This is a genomic window from Catenuloplanes indicus (assembly GCF_030813715.1).
Lineage (GTDB): Bacteria > Actinomycetota > Actinomycetes > Mycobacteriales > Micromonosporaceae > Catenuloplanes > Catenuloplanes indicus.
The window spans coordinates 6,105,802-6,125,494 of the sequence record NZ_JAUSUZ010000001.1 but is presented as its reverse complement, the minus strand read 5'-3'; the positions used below and the strand labels follow the sequence as shown (position 1 = coordinate 6,125,494).

The 19,693-nt window shown below is 71.5% G+C and carries 13 protein-coding genes; 5 read left to right on the top strand and 8 right to left on the bottom strand.

Annotated elements, in window-relative coordinates:
- Positions 1–55 precede the first annotated feature (55 nt).
- The 3 genes from J2S42_RS27790 to J2S42_RS27780 all read right to left on the bottom strand — a co-directional run bounded on the left by J2S42_RS27790 (position 56) and on the right by J2S42_RS27780 (position 3,118).
- A complete protein-coding gene (locus J2S42_RS27790; protein WP_307243722.1) occupies positions 56–673 on the bottom strand; it encodes a TetR/AcrR family transcriptional regulator in 618 nt (205 codons plus the stop codon).
- Between the two features lie 307 nt (positions 674–980).
- Entirely contained in the window at positions 981–1,943 is a 963-nt protein-coding gene (meaB, locus tag J2S42_RS27785) for a methylmalonyl Co-A mutase-associated GTPase MeaB (protein WP_307243719.1), read from the bottom strand.
- The gene (locus J2S42_RS27780) at positions 1,940–3,118 is read right to left on the bottom strand and encodes an acetyl-CoA C-acetyltransferase (protein WP_307243717.1); all 1,179 of its coding nucleotides are present in this window, start codon (positions 3,116–3,118) and stop codon (positions 1,940–1,942) included. Before J2S42_RS27780 ends, meaB begins: the two co-directional genes overlap by 4 nt.
- 64 nt (positions 3,119–3,182) lie before the next feature.
- On the opposite strand from J2S42_RS27780, the gene mce reads away from it, so the two are divergent.
- The 5 genes from mce to fxsT (J2S42_RS27755) all read left to right on the top strand — a co-directional run bounded on the left by mce (position 3,183) and on the right by fxsT (J2S42_RS27755) (position 13,306).
- The gene (mce, locus tag J2S42_RS27775; protein WP_307243715.1) at positions 3,183–3,653 is read left to right on the top strand and encodes a methylmalonyl-CoA epimerase; all 471 of its coding nucleotides are present in this window, start codon (positions 3,183–3,185) and stop codon (positions 3,651–3,653) included.
- A 1,382-nt stretch (positions 3,654–5,035) separates the two neighbouring features.
- Positions 5,036–6,322, top strand: a complete 1,287-nt coding sequence (locus J2S42_RS27770) for a DivIVA domain-containing protein (RefSeq protein ID WP_307243712.1) — start codon at positions 5,036–5,038, stop codon at positions 6,320–6,322.
- A gap of 287 nt (positions 6,323–6,609) precedes the next feature.
- On the top strand, positions 6,610–8,667 hold the full coding sequence (locus J2S42_RS27765; RefSeq protein ID WP_307243709.1) for a Laminin subunit beta-1: 2,058 nt from the start codon (positions 6,610–6,612) through the stop codon (positions 8,665–8,667).
- A 213-nt stretch (positions 8,668–8,880) separates the two neighbouring features.
- Positions 8,881–9,963: an AI-2E family transporter gene (locus J2S42_RS27760; protein ID WP_307249066.1), complete on the top strand. Its 1,083-nt coding sequence runs from the start codon at positions 8,881–8,883 to the stop codon at positions 9,961–9,963.
- Between the two features lie 343 nt (positions 9,964–10,306).
- The gene (gene fxsT, locus J2S42_RS27755; protein ID WP_307243705.1) at positions 10,307–13,306 is read left to right on the top strand and encodes an FxSxx-COOH system tetratricopeptide repeat protein; all 3,000 of its coding nucleotides are present in this window, start codon (positions 10,307–10,309) and stop codon (positions 13,304–13,306) included.
- Between the two features lie 11 nt (positions 13,307–13,317).
- On the opposite strand, the gene J2S42_RS27750 is transcribed toward fxsT (J2S42_RS27755), so the two are convergent.
- From J2S42_RS27750 to J2S42_RS27730, 5 genes are all read right to left on the bottom strand, one after another.
- A complete protein-coding gene (locus J2S42_RS27750) occupies positions 13,318–13,497 on the bottom strand; it encodes a hypothetical protein (RefSeq protein ID WP_307243703.1) in 180 nt (59 codons plus the stop codon).
- Positions 13,498–13,750: 253 nt separating this feature from the next.
- Positions 13,751–15,019, bottom strand: a complete 1,269-nt coding sequence (locus J2S42_RS27745; RefSeq protein WP_307243701.1) for an HEXXH motif domain-containing protein — start codon at positions 15,017–15,019, stop codon at positions 13,751–13,753.
- A complete protein-coding gene (locus tag J2S42_RS27740; RefSeq protein ID WP_307243699.1) occupies positions 15,012–16,238 on the bottom strand; it encodes an FxsB family cyclophane-forming radical SAM/SPASM peptide maturase in 1,227 nt (408 codons plus the stop codon). The genes J2S42_RS27745 and J2S42_RS27740 overlap by 8 nt, the downstream gene beginning before the upstream one ends.
- A gap of 41 nt (positions 16,239–16,279) precedes the next feature.
- Positions 16,280–19,120 carry an FxSxx-COOH system tetratricopeptide repeat protein gene (gene fxsT / locus J2S42_RS27735; protein WP_307243698.1) on the bottom strand — a complete coding sequence of 947 codons (2,841 nt, stop codon included), beginning with the start codon at positions 19,118–19,120 and terminating at the stop codon, positions 16,280–16,282.
- A 309-nt stretch (positions 19,121–19,429) separates the two neighbouring features.
- Entirely contained in the window at positions 19,430–19,606 is a 177-nt protein-coding gene (locus J2S42_RS27730) for a hypothetical protein (protein ID WP_307243697.1), read from the bottom strand.
- Positions 19,607–19,693: the final 87 nt, after the last annotated feature.

Here is a 19,693-nt window from a genome sequence, read left to right as displayed (position 1 = left end):
TTGCGTCTATCCCGCGGCTCAATATGCGCTGTTCACGCAGTTCATAGCGACTGTGCTACTGCTCAGCTCTTTCTGTGTGATTACTCAGTCGATCGACGAACGTGGCCGCGATCCGGGTCAGCCGCCCGGCGCGGCCCTCCTCCGCCCACCCGTCCACCAGGCTGAGCAGCGCGCTGCCCTCGACCAGGATGATGAAGTCGTCGATCACCGCGTCGTCGATCACGCCGGGCCGCAGCTCGCCCCGCTCCCGCGCCTCACGCATGCAGACCCGAAGCAACTCCCGGATCTGCACGTGCGACTCGCGCCGGGACGCCGCCAGCCGCGGGTGGGACAGCGCCGCCCCGGCGAACGCCACGTTCACGTGCGCGTCCGCCGCCCGCTCGTCGTCGAACGGCAGCGCCGCCTCCAGCGCCGCCCGCAGCGCGGCCAGCCCGGCCAGCGCACCGCCCAGCCGGAACGCGCGCGCCACGATCCGCTCGTACATCGCGGCCTGCGCCGCCACCAGGATGTCGTCCTTGCCGCCGAGGAAATGTGCCAGCACGCTCAGCGAGCAGCCGGCCTCGTCCGCGATCGCCCGGGTCGTCGTGCCCTCCACGCCGCGCGCCCGGACCACCCGCCAGGCCGCCACCAGCAGCTCGGCCCGCCGCTCCCCATGATCGACCAGCCTCGGCACGCCCTCACCCTACGACCCGCCGCACACCCACCCAGAAGCGCTGCCCCACGGACCATCCCGGCCACCGCACCCCCGCGCATCCCGGCCACCGCGCGCCCCAGCCACCGCGCCCCCGCGCATCCCGGCCACCGCGCGCCCCGCGCATCCCAGCCACCGCGCGCCCCGCGCATCCCAGCCACCGCGCGCCCCGCGCATCCCAGCCACCGCGCGCCCCGCGCATCCCAGCCACCGCGCGCCCCGCGCATCCCGGAGCCGGGCACGACTCCGCCCGGCTGCGGGCCATAGCTGCATACCGCGCCGGTTTCGCTTAGAGGGCCCCCAGCAGGGACGCCGCGGCGGAGTAAGGGTCGCGCCGGCCGGCCACCACCTCGGCCGCCAGCTCGGTCAGCGCGGTGCCGCCGCGCAGCGCGGACAGCCGGGCGCGCACCGTGCCCAGCGCGATCGCCTCGACCTCGGCGGCGGCGCGGGCCGCGCGGCGGCGGTCCAGCTCACCGTGCGCGACCAGCCAGTCGTGGTGCTTGTCCAGCGCGGCCAGCGTGTCGTCGATGCCCTCGGCGCGGGACGCGACCGCGCGGACCACCTGCGGCCGCCACTCGCCGGGGGCGCGCTCGCCGAGGGCGATCATGCCCTGGATGTCGCGGTAGGTGGCGTCCGCGCCGTCCCGGTCGGCCTTGTTGACCACGAACACGTCCGCGATCTCCAGGATGCCGGCCTTCACGGCCTGGATCGCGTCGCCCATGCCGGGCGCCAGCAGCACCGTCGTGGTGTCCGCCAGCGACGCGACCTCGACCTCGGCCTGCCCGACACCGACCGTCTCGACCAGCACCACGTCGCAGCCCGCGCCCTCCAGCACGCGCACGGCCTGCGGCGTCGCGGCGGACAGCCCGCCCAGATGACCCCGGTTGGACATGGACCGGATGTAGACGCCGGGATCGGTCGCGTGGTCCTGCATGCGGACCCGGTCACCCAGGATCGCCCCGCCGCTGAACGGGCTGGACGGGTCGACCGCCAGCACACCGACCCGGTGGCCCTGCTTGCGCAGCGCGCGGACCAGCTCGTTCGTGGTGGTGGACTTGCCCACGCCGGGCGAGCCGGTGATGCCGACGATCCGGGCCCGCCCGGAGTCCGCGGCCAGCGCCGCGGCCATCTCCGGCAGCGCCGGGTCGCCGGACTCGACCAGCGTGATCAGCCGGGCCACCGCGCGCGGGTCGCCGTCCCGGGCGTGCGTGACCAGCAGCGGGATGTCGCGGCTGCGGCGCAGTGACGTCACGGCACTTTGATGATCAGCGCGTCGCCCTGGCCGCCACCGCCGCACAGCGCGGCCACGCCCACGCCGCCGCCGCGCCGGCGCAGTTCCAGCGCCAGTGTGAGCGCGAGCCGGGCGCCGGACATGCCGATCGGGTGGCCGAGCGCGATCGCGCCGCCGTTCACGTTCACGATCTCGGGGCTGATCCCGAGGTCACGGATGGACTGGATGCCGACCTGCGCGAACGCCTCATTGATCTCCACCAGGTCGAGGTCGGCCGCGGTCAGGCCCTCCTTGGCCAGCGCCGCGTTGATCGCGTTCGACGGCTGCGAGTGCAGCGAGTTGTCCGGACCGGCCACGTTCCCGTGCGCGCCGATCTCCGCGATCCAGCTCAGGCCCAGATCCTCGGCCTTCGCCTTGGACATCACCACGACCGCGGCCGCGCCGTCCGAGATCGGCGACGCGCTGCCGGCCGTGATCGTCCCGTCCGGCGCGAACGCGGGCCGCAGCCGGGCCAGCGACTCGACCGTGGTGTCCGGCCGGATCCCCTCGTCCTCGCTGATCACGATCGGCTCGCCCGTGCGCCGCGGGATCGAGACCGGCGTGATCTCCTCCGCGAAGTGCCCGTTCTTCTGCGCGGCCGCGGCCCGCTGGTGGCTGGCCGCGGCGAACGCGTCCTGCTCCGCGCGGGTGATCCCGTGCCGGGCGCCGTGCCGTTCCGTGGACTCGCCCATCGAACAGCAGTCCCACGCGTCGGTGAGTCCGTCCAGCGCCATGTGGTCCTTGAGCACCACGTCGCCGTACTTGTAGCCCTGCCGCTGGCCGGTCAGCAGGTGCGGCGCGTTCGTCATCGACTCCATGCCACCGGCCACCACGACGTCGTACTCACCGGCGCGGATCAGCTGGTCGGCGAGCGCGATCGCGTCCAGCCCGGAGAGGCACACCTTGTTGATGGTCAGCGCCGGCACCGACATCGGGATGCCGGCCTCCACCGCGGCCTGCCGGGCCGGGATCTGCCCCGCACCGGCCTGCAGCACCTGGCCCATGATCACGTACTGGACCGCGGCCGGATCGACGCCGCCCCGCTCCAGCGCCGCCCGGATGGCCACGCCGCCGAGCTTCGTGGCGGGCAAGTCCTTGAGGTTGCCGAGCAGCCGGCCCATCGGGGTCCGCGCTCCGCCGACGATTACCGATCCCATCGCTACCGTCCCTGTGGGTGGGTCGACGCTGACCTTAACGCTTGTTCGGGTAAGACTATCGTCCATGACCTCACAGCCCGATGCCGGATCCGTCACACACGGAGACATCGGCATTCTTCGCATCGACCACGTCGGCATCGCGGTAGCCGACCTGGACGCCGCCGTCGAGTTCTACGCCCGGATCTTCGGCATGCGATGCGTCCACCAGGAGACAAACGCCGACCAGGGCGTCCGCGAGGCCATGCTCTCCGTCGGCCCGGCACCGGAGGGCGGCCGCCTCCAGCTCCTGGCGCCACTCACGCCCGACTCCACGATCGCGAAGTTCCTGGACCGCAACGGCCCCGGACTCCAGCAACTCGCCTACACCGTCGCGGACGTCGACGCCGCCTGCACCGCCCTCCGCGCCCGCGGCGTCCGCCTCCTCTACCCCGAACCCAGACGCGGCACCGCCGGCTCCCGGATCAACTTCGTCCACCCCAAGGACGCCGGCGGCGTCCTGGTCGAACTCGTCGAACCCGCGCCCCCGCACCAGTAGTGCCCCGTCACGGCCGCCGAAGTTCAAAGCATCCAGGAGCGAACTCCCCCACTTCCGGCGCGGCACTACCGCCCACGCGCATCCGACCCCGTCGCCCATCCACGGGCTCGCCGGGCGCACGCAACCGGCCCGTTGCAGCCGGGCACCGGGCACCGGGCGCCGGACGCCGGACGCTGGTGCCGGAAATATCATGAAATCTTGTCCTGCGGACTGAAGCTCGCTGTCATCGATCGATGCCACTCAGCCCTGAGTGATCATTCAGTCACCGACCCAGCGTCGGGTGCAATCACAGCGGCGGCCGAGGCTCTATCCGGGAATTGCGGGGGTGTGGCACCCGCCGGCACGTGGGCCGGTCCGGCACCGGTGGCGTCCCGGTATACGCGGTCGGCCATCCGCGGCCAGCCTCCCGGCGGGAGCAAGCAGCAGCGTCGCCCCCGCGGGCGCCGGTCGCCGCCGGCGCCCTCTGTTGGGTCTCGCCGTGACCGGACCGAACGGCACCACGGCCCCCGCCGCCTCACCTCTCGCACCTCAGCCTTCGCGCCGCACCACAGGCCTCCCACCACACCACACCGCACCGCAGGTTCCCACCGCGGCACCCGCGCCGCACCACAGGCCTCGCACCACACCGCACCGCGGATTCCCACCGCGGCACCCGCGCCGCACCGCAGGTCCGGAGACGCGCCGCGGATCTCGCATCGCGGCATCCGCGCTGCGTCACAGGCCTCATAGGCGACATCCGTCACCGCACCGCGTGAGCTCGTGCCGCGGGGCTCGCGTCACGTCACGGGTGCCGCCGCGCACCGGGCCTTCCGCCGATGCGGACGTCGCGGGCGCAGTGGAAGGCGCGGCGCGGGACGGTGGGTGCGGCGATGGTCGCGTGGGTTTCCCGCGCCGTGCGGGACCGGCTCCGATGCCGGACGGCAAGCGGAGCGCCAGCGGAGGCTTGCCGGGCGGCGAGGTTTGCCCGCGGGAGCACTCGGAACGTGGCCACGCCGGAAGCGGGAAGATCGGCTTTTACGTGGTCTTGGGTGCACCGGCGGCGCGGCATATAGATAAACCAGTCTCGGGACGGCGTGACCGAACGGCGTGTACCTGCGACCTAACCGTGTGCTAACGTGCGCAGCGCCTCGCACCCGGTCTGCAAACTTCTCTTTTTTGGGGCAAAGTTCAACGAGTCGGGGCTTACGGGGGTTAGTGCGGCATTAGGCCCGATATCCGACGTCAGCGCAGCGCCTGCTCGGCCCCGTCCGCCGAGTGGTCGATCCCTGTTGGACCGAATCGGCGATCAGGCCGGTGACCAGCGGAGTTGACCATGAAAGCGGTCCGGGACATGCCCCGCACGCTCTTGCGAAGCACCAGGGTACGTCTGCCAGTATGTCCCAATGCCCCAGCAGCAGGACTCTTCCCTCGCGTTCTTCGAGAGCGCGAAATCCGAGCACGACTTCACGGTCGTTCTCCGCGGTTACGACCGCGGCCAGGTGGACGCGCACCTGGGCCGGCTGGTCGCCGCCCTGAACCAGTCGGAGCAGGCGCGGGCCGAGGCCGAGCAGCGGATGAACGACGCGCAGCGCCGGCTGCGCCAGGCTGAGCAGCGACTCAGCTCGGTCGAGCAGAAGCTGACCGACACCAACAAGCAGCTCGAGGAGAACAACCGCCCGACGCTCTCCGGTCTCGGGACGCGGGTCGAGCAGATCCTCCGCCTCGCCGAGGAGCAGGCGAACGATCACCGCAGCGAGGCCAAGCGCGAGTCGGAGGGCATCCTCTCCGCCGCCCGCCTGGAGGCCCGGGAGATCACCGACAAGGCCCGCGCCGAGGCCGCCGCGATGAAGGCGACCGCGGAGCGCGAGGCCGGCCAGGTCCGCACGCACGCCGAACGCGAGGCCGCCGAGGTCCGCGTGCAGGCCCGCCGCGAGGCGGACACGCTGCGCGCCGACGCCGACCGCGAGACCAAGCAGCTGCGCACCGTCACCGCCCACGAGGTCGCGGAGCTGAAGTCCACTGTCGAGCGCGAGGTCTCCACGCTGCGCGCCACCGCCGAGCGGGAGATCACCCAGCTCCGGGCGAAGGCGGCTCGCGAGGCCGAGGAGAAGCGGGCCGAGGCGACCAAGATGCTCACCGACGCCCGCGACAAGCGCGACAAGGACCTGCAGGCCCTCGCGCTGGAGCTCGCCGAGCGCCGGGAGAAGGCGGAGCGCGAGGAGTCGCAGCGGCACGCCGCCCAGGTCGCCGCCACGCAGAAGATGGTCGCCGAGGCCGAGGAGCGCGCCCGCGCCGCCGAGGACCGCGCCAAGGAGATCGAGCAGCGCGCCGAGGCCCGCCGCGTCGAGTCCGAGCGCAACGCGAACGAGACCGTCGAAAAGGCCAAGGCGCTCTCCGACAAGACCATCAACGAGGCGCGTGCCGAGGCGCACCGCCTGGTCACCGAGGCCCGCACCGAGGCCGACCACACCACGCAGGCCGCCCGCCGCGAGGTCGAGGACCTGACCCGCCAGAAGGACGCCGTCACGTCCCAGCTCGGTCAGATGCTCTCGGGTCTGGCCGGCATCGTCCCCACGCCGGCCGCCGCCGCACCCGCCGCCGCTCCGGCCGCCGCCGCCAAGCCCGAGGCCGAGGCCACGGACTCCGGCGACGCCACCGACGACAAGGTTCCGGCCAAGGCCGGCAACTGAGCACCGCCCCGCGCCGGGTTTGGCAGAACCCGGACGGCACCGCATACGTCCCGTCAGGCCGGTTGAATTCCGCGCGTGACGGGACGATGCATATGTGTGACCACCACTTTTGACCGTCGCTTCCAACAACTGCGACTACGGCGGCTCGTTGGTACGGTAGGTCCGCCGGGTTTGGCAGAACCCGACAGTTCACCCAAAAAAGCGACAACACTGAGAAGCGCATACGTCCCGTCAGGCCGGGTGTGTATCCGGGCCGGACGGGACGGCGTGTGTGTGAGGATGGAACCATGTCACACGGCGGGGAAATCTTCGATCTCGGCGACAACATGGCTCCGGAGCCCACCTTCGAGTCACAGTTCAAGGGCTACGACCGCAAGCAGGTCGATCGGTACGTCGCCCGCGCCGAGGCCGAGATCGCCACGCTCGCCACCGAGCGAGAGCAGGCCTACGGCGAGATCCAGCGCATGGCCCGCGAGGTCGAGCAGCTGAAGGCCGAGGTCGCCGCGCAACGGCGGCGGGCCGCCACCCCGGAGCGGGTCTCGTTCCGGCACCTCGGGCCGCGCGTGGAGCAGATCCTCGCACTCGCCGAGGACCAGGCCGAAGCGATCCGCACCGAGGCGACGCAGGACATCGCGGACCGGCGCAACGAGGCCGACCGGGTGCTGAACGAGGCCCGGGAGGACGCGGACCGGATGGTCGCGGACGCCCGCACCCGCGCGCACGAAGCGGCCCGCGACTTCGAGATCGCGCTCGCCTCCCGCCGCGCCGAGGAGGACAAGGTCGACGCGCAGCGCCGGAGCACGGCCGAGGCGGAGATCGCGGCGGCGCGCGAGGAGGCGGACAAGGCCCGCAGCGAGGGGCAGGCCGCGCTGGCCCGCGCCCAGCAGGAGGCACGCCAGCTCACCGAGCAGACCAAGCAGTACGTGCAGCGCACCCGCGCCGAGACCGAGGCGTACGTGCAGTCCTCGCGCACCCAGGTGCAGCAGGAGCTGAGCCACTGGCGCAGCAGCGTCGAGCAGGAGATCAACCAGCGCAACGCCGCGGCCGAGCGCGAACTGGCCGAGCTGCGCACCGCGGCCGAGCACGAGGTCGCACAGCGCCGCACCGCGGCCGCGCAGGAGCTCAGCCAGCTCCGCGCCGAGGCCGAGAAGCAGATCGCCGACCAGCGGGCGGATGCGGAACGGCAGCTCAACGAGGCCCGGCGGGCGGCGGACAAGGAGGCGGCCGAGGCGCACGCGCGGCTCACCGCGGTCCAGCAGGAGGTCACCGCCACGCAGAAGCAGCTCACCGGGCTGCGCGAGGAGATCTCCACGACCGAGTCCGCGCTGGCCGACCTGCGCGAGCAGACGATCACCGCGCAGCAGGAGTCGGACAAGGTCGCGGAGAAGCTCAGCGGCGTGCAGAAGCAGCTCGCCACGGAACTGAAGCGCCTCACCGACGCACAGCGCTCCGCGGAGGCGGCCGAGCGGCACGCGTCCGACGTGCGCCGCCAGGTGCAGCGCGAGGCGAAGCGGGTGGCGGAGCTGGCGGCGGCGGCGGTGCTCGCGGCGGCAGCCGGTCCGGCGGACGCGGCGGACCGGTCGGACGATGCCGCGGGTGAGGTCGAGGCTTCCGCGGAGGTAGCGCCGGCGGCTTCGGCCGGGGGGTCGCCGTCCGAGGCCGCTGCGTCGTCCACGGCTCCGGCTGCGGGTTCCCCGGTCGCGGCCTCCTCGGCGTCGCCGGCTTCGCCGAGGTCGTCTGCGCCGTCGGCGGCCTCCGCGTCTTCAGCCGAGGCCGACTCGTCCAAGGCGTCCCCGGCTGAGGCTTCGGCGGCTGAGGCTTCGGCGGCTGACGCGGCCAGCGCCTCCGAGACGGGCGCTTCGTCAGGCGGTACTTCTCCGGCCGGCACTTCGTCCGGCGACGGCTCGTCGAGCGGTGACGCGACCCAGGTGCTCACGCAGCAGGACCTGGCCGAGGCCGCCGCCGCGGCGAAGCGGGAGAGCAAACCGAAGCAGGACATGCCACCGGCGGCCACGACCGGGTCGGCCGACACCACACAGGTGATCACCGACAAGGCGGACGCCACACAGGTGATCACCAACCGGGCCGGCACCACGCCGGGGGTCACGGACGAGGCCGACGCCACGCAAGTGATCTCCGCGGAGGCGGTCCGGCAGGCGCAGGCCGCCGCGGTAGCGCCGAAGCAGACGGACGGACCGCCGGCGTCGCTGAGCAACGCGACCGCCGCGCCGACCGCGGTCATGCCGACCGTGCCGGCCGCAGCCGCCGCCCGGGCCACCGCGCCGGACGCCCGCGACGGCAAGGCCGCCGAGGGCCTCAAGGCGAACTCCTCCACCGCGGTCTGAGCGTTCACCGGACGAGGGGCGGCCGGTCACGGCCGCCCCTCGCGTCGTTCATGGCACCGCCACCGCGCGCCGGATACGCTGCGCGCTGGAGGTGTGCAGGTGAGCCAGAAGCCCGAGACAACGGACGAGAGGCCTTCTCCCCCGGCGGACGCCGGCCCGGTTCTCACCGCTCCACCCGAGCCGATCCCGTCCGATCCCGCGCCCGCGCACCTGATGGGCCGGGCCGACGCGGAGCGCGCGTTCGGCGAGGCGAAGTTCGGCGAGCCCGGCCGCCCGCTGCGCCGCAACCCGTTCCTGATCGGGTTCCTCGGGGGTCTCGGACTGGCCGTGGCGTACGCGGTGTTCCTCGGCCTCAGCAACGCGTCGTCCGTACTGGTGCTGGTCTTCATCGCGCTCTTCCTCGCGGTCGGCCTGCACCCCGCCGTGGTGCGCCTGCAGCGCTGGCGTGTCCCCCGCGGCCTGGCCGTGGCGCTGGTCGTGCTGTTCGTGGTCGGCTTGATCGTCGGTGGCATCACCGCGCTGGTCCCGCCGATCGTCACCCAGGTCGGCGGCTTCGTCGAGCAGCTGCCGTCCTACGTGGAGGCGTTGCAGCGCAGCCGCACGCTGCGCGACCTGATCCAGGACTACGACCTGGTGGAGAAGGTCCAGGCGCTGGTCAGCACGGAGAACGCCTCACGCGTCTTCGGCGGCGTCTTCGGCGGCGCCCGGCTGTTCTTCGGCACGGTCTTCAACGTGCTCACCGTGCTCATCCTGACCATCTACTTCCTGGCCTCGTTCGAGCGAATGAAGCGGGCCGGCTACCTGCTCGTCCCCGCCTCCCGCCGCGCCCGGGTCCAGCTGATCGGCGACGAGATCCTCGCCAAGGTCGGCGCCTACCTGGTCGGCGCGCTCGCGATCGCGCTGCTGTGCGGCCTGTCCACGTTCGTGTTCGCGCTGACCGTGGGCCTGCCGTACCCGTTCGCACTCGCCATCGTGGTGGCGATCTGTGACCTGGTCCCGCAGATCGGCGCCACCCTCGGGGCCGTCGTGGTGAGCCTGGTCGGCCTGGCCACGTCGCTGCCCATCGGCATCGCCTGCATCGTCTTCTTCCTGCTCTACCAGCAGATCGAGAACTATCTCATCTATCCCAAGGTCATGCGCCGCTCGGTCGAGGTCAGCGACGTCGCCGCCATCGTCGCCGCCCTTCTCGGCGTCTCCCTCTTCGGGATCATCGGCGCGCTGGTCGCGATTCCCGCGGTCGCCGCCCTCCAGATCATCATCCGCGAGGTCCTCATCCCCCGCCAGGCCACCCGCTGACCGTACGGGCGGGCACCCCTTCGGGTGATCATTCAGCGTTCTCCCACAATGCAAATTGCATATAAGTCATCCGATATTGACACACCCACGCAACGCTTTGTCAGAATTCGCAGCCATGATGAGCCGCCTCGTGCAGAGTGACCTGCTATGAGAGCCTGTCCGAGGGCCCCTGCGCAATCATCGCTCCGACATTCGAACGGCACTGCTGTCCTCAAGACGACCGCACCGCGGGCTATCCACTATGGAAGCCGATGTGGATAATTGGGCCGCGGCGACCGCGGGCGCGTTCGTTCCCTTCTTGCCGCTTCGAGTGGAGGGTGCCAGCGGACTGACGGGAGGAATCGTGACTGATCCGCCGGGCTCTCCCGGATCGGCCGACCACGCCCGGCTCATCTCGCTTCTCCGCACCGTTTCACCGGCATCCTTGGCCGCCGCCGCCGTCGACCTGAGCTTCGGTTCACCGAGCGAAGATCCCGACTGGGCGGATGTGGAGGGCATCGTCAGGTGGATCGACGGCTTACCGGTCACGGTGGACGCGCCGGCCCCGTTGGCCTGTTTCGCCGAGCGGCTGGCGCACGACCCGACGGTGCCGAACGGCACCGAGTTGCACGCCTGGTTCGACTCAGCCTCCGGCTTGGATCCGAGTTCTCGTCTGGAGATCCATTCCGCCACCCTCCGGAACCTCGTTCGGCTGCGCACGTTAAGTAACCAGATCTACACTGACGGGGATGCCGGGCCAATCGGACGCCCTTCAGCGCGCCACGAAGGAGAAGCCGAACCCTTGTCCAGTCCCGCACTCGCTCACTCGCTACTCCCCGCCACCGAGACGGAGCTGGGAGGCGCGCGGGAGCCCGTGCGCATCTGGGGAGGCGTCCCGCTTCGCAACCCGGATTTCACCGGACGCGAGACCCTGCTCTCCGATCTGCGCAAGGCGCTGGAGACGCGATCCGCCGCCTCGGTCCTGCCACAGACGCTGCACGGCATGGGCGGTGTGGGCAAGACCCAGCTCGCCGTCGAGTTCGTCTACCGCTACCAGGAGCAGTACGACCTGGTCTGGTGGATCGCCGCCGAGCAGCAGTCGCTGGTCCTTCAGTCACTGCACGAGCTGGCCCGGCGGCTCGGCCTGCCGCAGACCGAGGACATGCGCCAGAGCGCGATCATGGTGATGGACGCGCTGGCCACCACGAGTCTGCGCTGGCTGATCGTCTACGACAACGCGCTGAACCCGGACGACATCACCGGCCTGGTGCCGTCGGCGGGCGGCCACGTGTTGCTCACCTCTCGCAATCAGACCTGGGCCAGCGTGTGGGACGCCATCGAGGTGGACGTCTTCGACCGGCCGGAGAGCGTCGAACTCATCCGCAAGCGGGGCGACGTCATCACCCGGGAGGACGCGGAGCGGCTCGCGGAGAAACTCGGCGACTTGCCGCTCGCCCTCGATCAGGCGGCGTCCTGGCAGCGTGCCACGCGCATGCCCGTCTCTGAGTACCTGGAGCTCTTCGATCACCACGTGCGGGAGCTGCTGGACGAGGGACGCCCGGCGAACTACCCGACGACCGTGGCGGCCTTCGTCAACATCGCGTTCGAGCGACTGCGTACGGAGGCACCCGCGGTCGCGCAGTTGCTGGAGCTGTTCGCATATCTCGGGGCCGAGCCGCTCTCGGTGAGCCTGCTTCGCGCCGCAAAGAACAGCGCCGTCTCCCAGCCGCTCGGCTCGGTCCTGCGCGACTCGATCAAACTGAACCGTACGATTCGCGCGCTCCGCCAGTACGGCCTGGCGAAGGTCGGCGGCGATCAGGCGATCCAGGTGCACCGCCTGGTCCAGCTGGTCATCCGGGAAGGGCTCAGCGAGGACCTCGCCGAGCAGAGCCGGCGGAACGCCCACGCGATCCTGGCGGCCGCGAATCCGGAGGCACCGGGCAATCGGGAGAACTGGTCGACGTACGCGCTGATCGAACCGCATCTCCAACCGGCCGGGCTGGTGCACTCCGACGAGCGCGAAGCACACCAGGCGGTCATCGACCAGATCCGGTACCTGTACGTCATCGGCGATGCCGAGGGTTCGCGGCGGCTCGGGGAACTCGCGGTCAGCGTCTGGCAGAAGAACCGCACCGCGCCCAACCTGGGGCCGGACGGGGAACACACTCTCATCGCCACCCGGCATCTCGCCAACGCGCTGCGCCAACTCGGCATGACCGAGCGCGCCAAGACGCTGGACATCGAGACCCTCGACCGGTTCGAACAGAACCCGGACTTCGGGCGGCTGCACGAGCACACGCTGTTCACGCTGGCCGGCATCGGCGTCGATCTGCGCATCGCGGGCGATCTGCAAGGCGCGCTGGCCTCCGAGGACGACACCGTTGAACGGCACCGCGCGGCATACGGCGACGACGACTACGAGACCATTCGCGTCCTCGGCAACCGGGCGGTCAGCCTGCGGATGCTGAGCCGTTTCAGCGAAGCCTACGAGGTGGATCTGGAGGTGCTGTCCGCGCTGCAGGAAACGGTCGGCGAGAACCACTGGCTGACCCTGTTGATGCAGTCGAATCTCGCGCGCGACCTCTACGGGCTCGGCCGCTACTCGGAGGCGCTGGAGCTCCAGCGGAACTTCCTTCCGTTGCACGCCGCCGTCATCGGCGAGCGGCACCCGCACGTGCTTCTGGCGCACCGCATGCTCGCCATCGCCCTGCGGAAGACCGGTGCGTTCGGAGAAGCGCTCACCTACGCGCGCAACAACTACCGCGACGTGTCGGCGCGGTACGGCCCGGACCACGAGTACGCATTGAGCGCCGCGATGACGCTGGCGAACACGCTGCGCACGCTGGGCCAGCCGGGTGAGGCCCGCAATCTCGCCACGGGCGCGCTGAACCGATACCGCCGCCTCTACGGCGACGAGCATCCGCTGACGCTTGCGGCGGCGACGAACATGAGCATCATCCTGCGCGCCCTGGGCGAGCACCGCGACGCCCTCGACCTGGACCAGCGAACGCTGGGCGCGCTCACCGGCAGCCTCGGCGACGAACACAGCTACACGCTCTGCGTCGCCGCCAACCATGCCAACAACCTCGTACAGGCGCACGAACTGGCCGCCGCACGGGATCTGTCGGAGAAGACTCTCGCGCTATCGCGGTCCGCTCGGGGGCCCCAGCATCCCTACACCCTCGCCTGTGCCGCCAACACCGCGCTCGACCGTATCGCCACGGGCAACGACGCCGGTGGCCGCTCCCTGCTCGACGAGACGGTCCTGGCACTGAGCGAGGCGCTGGGCCCGGACCACCCGGAGACCGTGGACATCGGTCGCGGCAAGCGAGCCGAGTGCGACATCGAGCCGCCACCGACCTGAGCCGCTCACGGTCAGGGTGAGTTGCCGAACGCGGCCAGACTCTCGACCGTCGACGACAGCCCTCGAAGCACGTGGTCGAGGGCGCCGTCGAGGTCCGCGGCGTCTGCGGCCACCAACTCCCCGATCGGTAAAGCGCGCACGTCGGCCAGCATCGAAGCATCGTCCGTCGTGTCCTGGTCGTTCTCGAACATGCAGGCCTCCGCACCCTTGTCTCGTGAGCCAGGGATCGCGCGCAGGTGTCGACAACACTGGCGGCCGGGGCATGAGCAAGCGCCGCGATCCGGGTGCGACGCAATCGTCGCCGAGAGGCCGTTACGAGTGAGGAGCACCCCGCGTGCTCGGCGGCCTCGTACGCACTCTGACAGTATCTTACGCTCCGTACGACACCTTTCACAGACGAACATCACTACGCTGCGCCACGAATAGCACCCCGTGGGATTCCGATCAGGACCGTCCGTTCCGGACTGACCAGGCCTCATGTTTGCGCGCCAGCTCATCGCGCGACCGTTGGGTGATCACGACGGGCAACGGCCGCGCGTCCAGCTCGTCGATCGCGGCGCCCATCGCGGTCACGAAGCGCCGACCGGCCGGGGTCAGCTCGGCCGACCCGTCCAGCGCCTCCCAGCCGGCCCGCACCTCGGCGCGGAACGTGGCGAACCGTGCCTCCGCCTCCGGGTCGATCCCGCGCAGCCGCGACCACGCGTCCGCCACGCCCAGGAACGCGTACACCCCCTGCAACAGCCCGCCGGTCGGCCGTGGATCGGTGCGCCACGGCGCGAAGTGCCGCTCCGCGCCGGACGGCGCGTACATCGGGCACAGCGCCAGCACCGCGCTCAGTTTCGAGTGCTGGAACTCGTGCACCAGCGTCACCACCAGGTCCACCGCGGACAGCGGCCGGGTCAGCCCGACCATCCCGAACGAGTCCCGCCCGGTGCCGCTGCGCGCCGCGCCGGTGCCGTCGTCGTGCAGCGGCACCAGCACGCGCAGCCCGGCGGCCAGCTCCGGTGCCCGGTCCGGCAGCACCCGCCCGAGCAGCTCCCACGCCTCCGCGAACACGTCACTCCACCGTGCGGCCTCGTCCGCGCCGAGCCGCGCGGCCGGTGGCGCGTGGTAGGAGTCGCGGTACGGATCACCGTCCTCCAGCGTCACGCCGGCCCCCAGCGCCCGCACCGGCTCCCAGGACGCACCCTCGCCGGGCACCCGCAGCAGCCGTCCCGCGCACGCCAGCGTCACGGACGACGCGCCGCCGGTGACCGTGATCCGCACCGGGCCGTCGGCGGGACCGCCCGGCAGCCGTGCCGTGCCCAGGCCGGGCAGCGTCAGCGCGCCGCCGGTCGCGTACCCCCAGGTCGACGCGTCGATCCCGGTCTCCGCGGCCGCGGCGGCCGCCAGCGCGCCGAGATAGCCGAGGTCCGCGTCCACGGCCGAGCGGGCGCGCAGCCGCCGCACCGCGCCCGCGGCCCACGCGCCGGTCAGCGGGCTGCCGAGCAGCCGCTCGTACACCTCCGGTTTGCGTTTCTGCGCCGCCGCCAGCGCGGCCACCGCCGCGTCCCGGTGCTGCACCGGGCCGGGCCAGTGCGTGCACACGTAGCGCAGGAGCAGCAGCGTGCGGCTCAGCTGGCTCTCCGCGAGCCGGCGGACCGCGTCCGCGCCGCCGAGACCGGTGGCGAGCGCGGCGAAGTCGTCGTCGCTGAGACGGTGGAAGTCAGTCACGGTGTGAGGCCGCCAATCTCTGCTGGACGTCGTCCGAGACCACCCTGATCACGTGGCGGATCAGCCGGGTCATGTCGGCGCAGTACACGGTGGGGTTGAGGAAACCCGCTCCACGCCGGTAGCGGTGCGCGTAGTGCCCGGCGCCGCAGACCGTGTGCAGCGGGCAGGACCGGCAGGTATCGCACAGCGCCCGCAGCCCGATCTGCCGGGCCACCACGCCGGGGTTGGTGAACGCCGCGTCGAACCGGTCGCCGAACACGGTCAGCCCGGTCGCGCACGCGCCCGGATAAGCCGACTTCAGCGAGTCGACCTGCTCGATCGCGCCGTCCGACTCGACCACCGCGACCGCGACCGGGCTCAGCCCGACCTGCTCGGACCGCCCACCGCGCCCCAGGATCAGCCGGATCAGGTCCTCGAACAGCCGGATCCGGATCGGCTGCGGCCGCTCGGCGTACCAAAGATCAAAAACCTTGATCAGCCATTCACCGTACGGCGCGGCCGCGCGCGATTCCGGCGGATGTTCCCAGTTCGCGTGCGGCAGCAGGAAGTCGAGCACCGGTGGCGCGTAGCGGCGCAGGTGCGCGTAGCACTCGGCCGGGTCCTGCGTGATGTCCACCGTGGCCAGCAGCCCGGCGTAGGACGCCCGGTGCTCCGGCGCGGTGAGCAGCCGCAACGCCCGGTCGACGCCGGCGCTGCTGCCCCGCCCGTCCGCGTACCGCCGATGACGGTCGTTCGCCTCCGCCGTCCCGTCCAGGCTGACTCCCACCCGTACCCCGTGGGATTGAAGCAGGTGCAGTGTCGGCACGTCGAGCAGCAGCGCGTTCGTCTGCAGTTGCACCTCCAGCGTCGTGACCGGCGCGATCGCCGCGGTCAGGTCCGCGAGCAGCGGCTCCAGCCCGGCCGTGCCCAGCAGCAGCGGCTCGCCGCCGTGCAGGATCACCCGTACGCGGGACAGCTCATGGTCGCGGGCGTGTTCCGCGATCCGCCCCGCCGCGGCCCGCCATGTCGCCGGCGCCATCGCCATCGGCCGGTCCCGCCAGCTCTGGTCCGCCATCGTGTAGACGTAGCAGTAGTCGCAGGCCAGGTTGCACCGCTGATGGACCTTGAGCACGAAGTCCCGGAACGGCGTCGGCCGCCACCCGTCCGCCCGCAGCGCCGGGACGTCGAGCTCCGCGTCCGGCCAGCGCGGCCTCGTCACGACCGGAATGGGACCGTCCATCGCCTCGTCCCTTCGGCTCGACCCGCGCCCGCGGACGAATGTTAGGTGGGCGGCGGCTCCACATCGCACTCGCCTCGCTGCCCCTGCCGCAAGGCCGACACGTGCGGGTGATCCGCCCCGAGGAGCTCCTCCAGCCTACCGAGAGTCTCCGCCAGCCCGGGCACCCGTTCCGACCGCGCACCCAGCAGCCCATGGTTGGCAGCGCAGGTCAGCGTCTCCGGATGGTCCTCGCCGCGCACCTCGCACATCAACTCGAACGTGTCCGCGAGCAGGCCCGCCGCGGACTCCTCCTCGTGCACCATGGCGAGGTCGTTCGCCAGCCCCATCGACGCAGCGAGCGCATAGGGGTGCTTCGCCCCGAGTGTCTGGCGCAGCGCGTCCAGCGTCAGCCGGTCGATCTGCCGCGCCTTCCGCGCCTCGCCCTGGGCCCGCTGGATGATGCCGAGGTTTATCGACGCGGCGAGCGAGAGCGGGTTCCGGTCGCCGAAGCTGCGCCGGTACCGGTGGATCGCCATGGTCGCCAGATCCCAGGCGGACGTGTGCTGCCCGGTGGCGGCCAGCGTGTTCGCGTACGTCATCACCGCGGCCAGGGTGTTCTCGTGGTCGGCCCGGTACGTCCCCTGGCAGTTGAGGTAGTGCTCGCGGCTCTCGGCCAGGGCGCGGTCCAGGTCACCGGTCTTCCGGGCGGCGATCGCCAGCGTCCTGGCCCCGATGAGCGCGTGGTCGTGCCGGGCGCCCAGCTCGCGCCGGACCATCGGGACGACCCGCTCCATGATCTCCAGGGCCTCCCGGTACCGGCCGAGTCCGTACAGATCGCGGGCCACATTGGATTCTGACAGCATCGTCCAGTAATTGACGGCACCGAAGAGCCGCTCCCGCTCCGCCGCCACGCTCCGGTCGATCTCCAGCGCGGCCGCGAAGTCGCCGAGCAGCCGCAGGCTCACCGCCTCGTTGCTCCGGCCGCCGAGAACACGCGCCTGGTCGTCCGAGGGCATCGACTTCAGGCGTGTGCGCTCCAGCTCGAGGGCCTCGACGTAGCGGCCGGCCGACCGGCGCTGCCGTGCCACCTGCACCATGACGCCGATTCGAAGATCGTTGTCGGCGGCGAACGCCCCGTCCTCCCGGATCTCCTCCCACAGCGTGTCGGCCACCTCGGTCGCGGCCTCGTAGTCGCCGATCATGTAGAGCGCGTCCAACTGCCGACGGCGACACTGGTAGGTCAGCTCGTCCCGCGCGGCGCCGCCCGCCGTCCAGGCGGCCAGGGCCTCGCCGGCCAGCCGCACCGACTCGGAGGGGTCACCGTAGAGCGACAGGTACCTCGCCTGGTCGATCACGGTACGCCGGGCGTCCGGATCCATGTTCTCGATCAGGCCGGACACCGTGACGTGCCGCCGCAGCTGCGAATGCATGTCCCAGGTGACGGGATCGCCGGGCTCGCCGGGGTTGGCGAGGCTGAGCAGCCGGTGTGCGCTGGCCCGGGCCAGCCGCAGTTCCTCGGAGCTCAGCACGTCCCGCACGATGAGCTGCACCAGCCGGTGCACCTCCACCCGTTGCGCGTCCTCGCCCACGCGGACGAGGCCGTATCGGCCGAGCCGCCAGACCGCCGCCTCCAGCTCCACCGGATCGTCCAGGATCCGGCCGAGCGGGTCGGGGATCGCGGTGCCACCCGCCCGGCTCAGCAGAACCAGCGGGATCGGCTCCGCGGCCAGACAGGAGAGCACGTCCAGCAGCTGCGCGGCACCGAACGACTCACGCCGGAGCCGTTCGTAGGCCAGCCCGAACGCGCTCGCCACCGTCTCCGAGTAGCCGGTGGGCCGGCCCTGGGCCAGCAGCACCGCGGCGCGGTTCTCCAGCTGCGCGATGTACTCCCCGACCGGCGTGCGCGTGTACGACTGCATGGCCGCCACCTGTTCCATCGCCAACGGCATGTCACCGAGGAAGTCGGCGAGCCGCTCCGCGTCCGAGAACGAGATGCGGTGACCACGCTCCCGCAGCAGCTCCACGCTCTCCGGCCGCTGGAACACGTCGACCTCCACGAGCCGGCCACGGTCCCGCCAGGACGCGGCGTCCCGGGTGGTGACGAGGACGTCGCCGCCGGACCGCGGCATGAACGACTCGATCTCCTCGACCGGGCCCGCGTTGTCGTAGACGAGCAGCCAGCGCCCGATGCCGCCGGACTCCAGCCGGTTGAGCACGGTGCGCACGGTCTGCTGCGCGGACCGGCTCGGCAGCACGTCCAGCTGGTCCGCGATCCGGGTCATCTCGGCCAGCGCGGACGAGGGCTGCTCGGCCGGGATCCACCAGATCCGGTCGAAGTCCGTCCGGCGGCGGTGCGCGAACTCCGCCGCGAGCTGCGTCTTGCCCATGCCGCCGAGTCCGTAGAGCACGACGGGCCGCAGCGGTTCCTCGGCCAGCTCCCTGGTCACCCGGTCGAGCAGTTCGTGCCGGCCGGTGAAGCTCGGGTTCCGCTGCGGCAGGCCCTCGCCGGACGGCCCCTCCGGCAGGTGCACGCCGGGCAGTGGGCCGGGCAGGGCCGTTCCGGTGCCGGCCGAATCGCGGCGGCGCTGTGCGTCGTCGGCCGCCAGCCACAGCGAATGGAACCGGCGCACCTCGAACTCGAGGGTCGGCCGGTGCACCGCCATGGTGGCGAGCTGCCGGACCACGCACTCCACCTTGATCCACCGGGACAGCCACTCGCCGCGGAGAATCGCGCTGACCGTCTCGTGGCTGACCGTGTCCGGCATGTCGTCGCGCTCACCGATCGCGGCGCTGACCCTCCGGTACGCCGGGCGCCCGGCGGCGCGGTAGAGCAGCTGCAGCTCGGCGACGAGTTCGGCACGCGGGCCGTCCGAGCCGCCCGCTCCAAAATCTCCTTGGGCCACTCGTCACGCTCCAGGTCACGACTGCCAACACGTCACTGCCGGTGCCAACAACCGTCAGGTTCTGTCAGAGACAGGATTCCATAGAACTACACGGCCCCAACAGGAGTAAACACGTGGCGACGAATGGTGCATCTACTGGCGCCGACTGGACATGCCGCCGCATTTCTTCATCGCTGCGGGATCGCGACGACGCGCATTTGCGGCACACAGCCGGAATGACTCCACCGTTCGGACGAGGACATGCCACGAAACGCCGACAGGCGCCGCAGCCGGCCACCCGGCGACGACGCCTGTCCGGCGGCTCGAACCCTACGGCGCACTGCCGAAAGCGGCCAGATTCTCCTCGGTCGCCGGCAGATCCCGCAGCACCCGGTCGAGAGCACTGTCGAGGTCCGGCGTCGCCGGTGTCACCAGGTCGCCCATCGACACTGCACGGACATCGAGGAGTGCCCGGTCGGCCTCCTGGGCCATGTCGACGGCGTTCACGAAACCCACTCCCGATTTAATGCGCACAATTCGCCCCAACTCTACCTTTCGGGCGGCCGGGCTCGCACGGCACACGCCTACGAGCGG

What these genes read in the sequence shown, in the direction of transcription:
- J2S42_RS27780 (WP_307243717.1), bottom strand. Translation starts at nt 3,118, where the DNA reads ATGGGATCGGTAATCGTCGGCGGAGCGCGGACCCCGATGGGCCGGCTG.
- mce (WP_307243715.1), top strand. Translation starts at nt 3,183, where the DNA reads ATGACCTCACAGCCCGATGCCGGATCCGTCACACACGGAGACATCGGC.
- J2S42_RS27770 (WP_307243712.1), top strand. Translation starts at nt 5,036, where the DNA reads ATGCCCCAGCAGCAGGACTCTTCCCTCGCGTTCTTCGAGAGCGCGAAA.
- J2S42_RS27765 (WP_307243709.1), top strand. Translation starts at nt 6,610, where the DNA reads ATGTCACACGGCGGGGAAATCTTCGATCTCGGCGACAACATGGCTCCG.
- J2S42_RS27760 (WP_307249066.1), top strand. Translation starts at nt 8,881, where the DNA reads ATGGGCCGGGCCGACGCGGAGCGCGCGTTCGGCGAGGCGAAGTTCGGC.
- J2S42_RS27750 (WP_307243703.1), bottom strand. Translation starts at nt 13,497, where the DNA reads ATGTTCGAGAACGACCAGGACACGACGGACGATGCTTCGATGCTGGCC.
- J2S42_RS27740 (WP_307243699.1), bottom strand. Translation starts at nt 16,238, where the DNA reads ATGGACGGTCCCATTCCGGTCGTGACGAGGCCGCGCTGGCCGGACGCG.